Source organism: Amycolatopsis sp. NPDC051061, assembly GCF_040682935.1.
Taxonomy (GTDB): domain Bacteria; phylum Actinomycetota; class Actinomycetes; order Mycobacteriales; family Pseudonocardiaceae; genus Amycolatopsis.
This window is the reverse complement of the sequence record NZ_JBFBBZ010000173.1, coordinates 1-1,119: the sequence shown is the minus strand read 5'-3', so window position 1 is coordinate 1,119 and position 1,119 is coordinate 1. Positions and strand designations below refer to the sequence as shown.

At 25.5% G+C, this 1,119-nt stretch carries 1 protein-coding gene; it reads left to right on the top strand.

Going from position 1 to position 1,119, the window contains the following annotated elements; translation table 11 throughout:
- A partial coding sequence (gene mscL / locus AB0N03_RS52490) for a large conductance mechanosensitive channel protein MscL (protein ID WP_364389039.1) occupies positions 1-317 on the top strand: 317 nt, incomplete at its 5' end.
- Positions 318-1,119: the final 802 nt, after the last annotated feature.

The window sequence follows — 1,119 nt, the reverse complement described above, 5'->3', positions numbered from 1 at the left end:
GGGTAATTATTGGGTCCGCATTTACTGGATTAGTAACTTCTTTGGTTAATAATCTCATTAACCCCTTAATAGGAATGTTTGTTCAAAGTACAGCCTTGGCTAACTTCTACTTTTATATTGGTAAAACAAAATTCACTTATGGAGCCTTTTTAAATGATACCATTAACTTTGTTATTACTGCATTTGTTGTTTTCATAATAATAAAGTTTGTTAACAGATTAATTCCACATAAAGAGAAAGAAAAGCAAGAAAATCAAAATAAAGAATTGGACACTCTGATTGAGATACGTGACTTATTAAAAATAAAATCTAAGTAAAAAAGCTTAGAAAATTATCATAAATTGATTTTGGCAGTTAACTATGGTATTATTTTACCGTACTAATCAAAAACTGCTCTTCTTAATCTAAGCGCAGGCGCTAAAAACTGATCATTATGTGCTGTGATCAGTTTTTTTGTTTTAATTTTCTCCTTTTTATAAATATTGATAAAGATTCATTTATATTTTATTGGACTACAATCAAATATTTAAACACAAAATGAACAATATCTTTCGAAAATAATTTTTGAGTTCAGTTTTAAATAAATATTTCCATCAAAAATCTCAGTCATTAATTTTAAAATCTTCATAGTAAAATTTACTTCTGACTGAAAGAGATTTCTCATTATAAAAAAGAAAAAAGTTTTAAAAGGGAGTTTAATGATTTTCACTCTAGAAATAATAAGTTTCGGAAAAATTTTTGTTTTTCGGAAAGATACCATTTCTGAAGTGAAAAACATAAAATTTTCACTTTAAAAACTTTCGTAAATTTTTGCTCACTTTTAATAAAAAAACTCCTTCAGTTAGAAAGAGATTTTTTACTAAGTAGATTAAAAACCATTCAATGATTTTTAGGGGTTATTATTATAATGTACCCATTCTACCACTTCAATATTATTTGTCAATAAGAAAAACATCAATAGTTGATGTTTTTCATGAGTATTTATGAAAAGTTTTTCTGGAATAAGCATAGTCTATCATAATTATATTAACATTCGCTTAATGGAAAGTCAACGAAAAAGTAGACACGGAGTTAAGAGAATTTAATAATTATATTTTTCAAAGTCTTTTGAAGACCTAT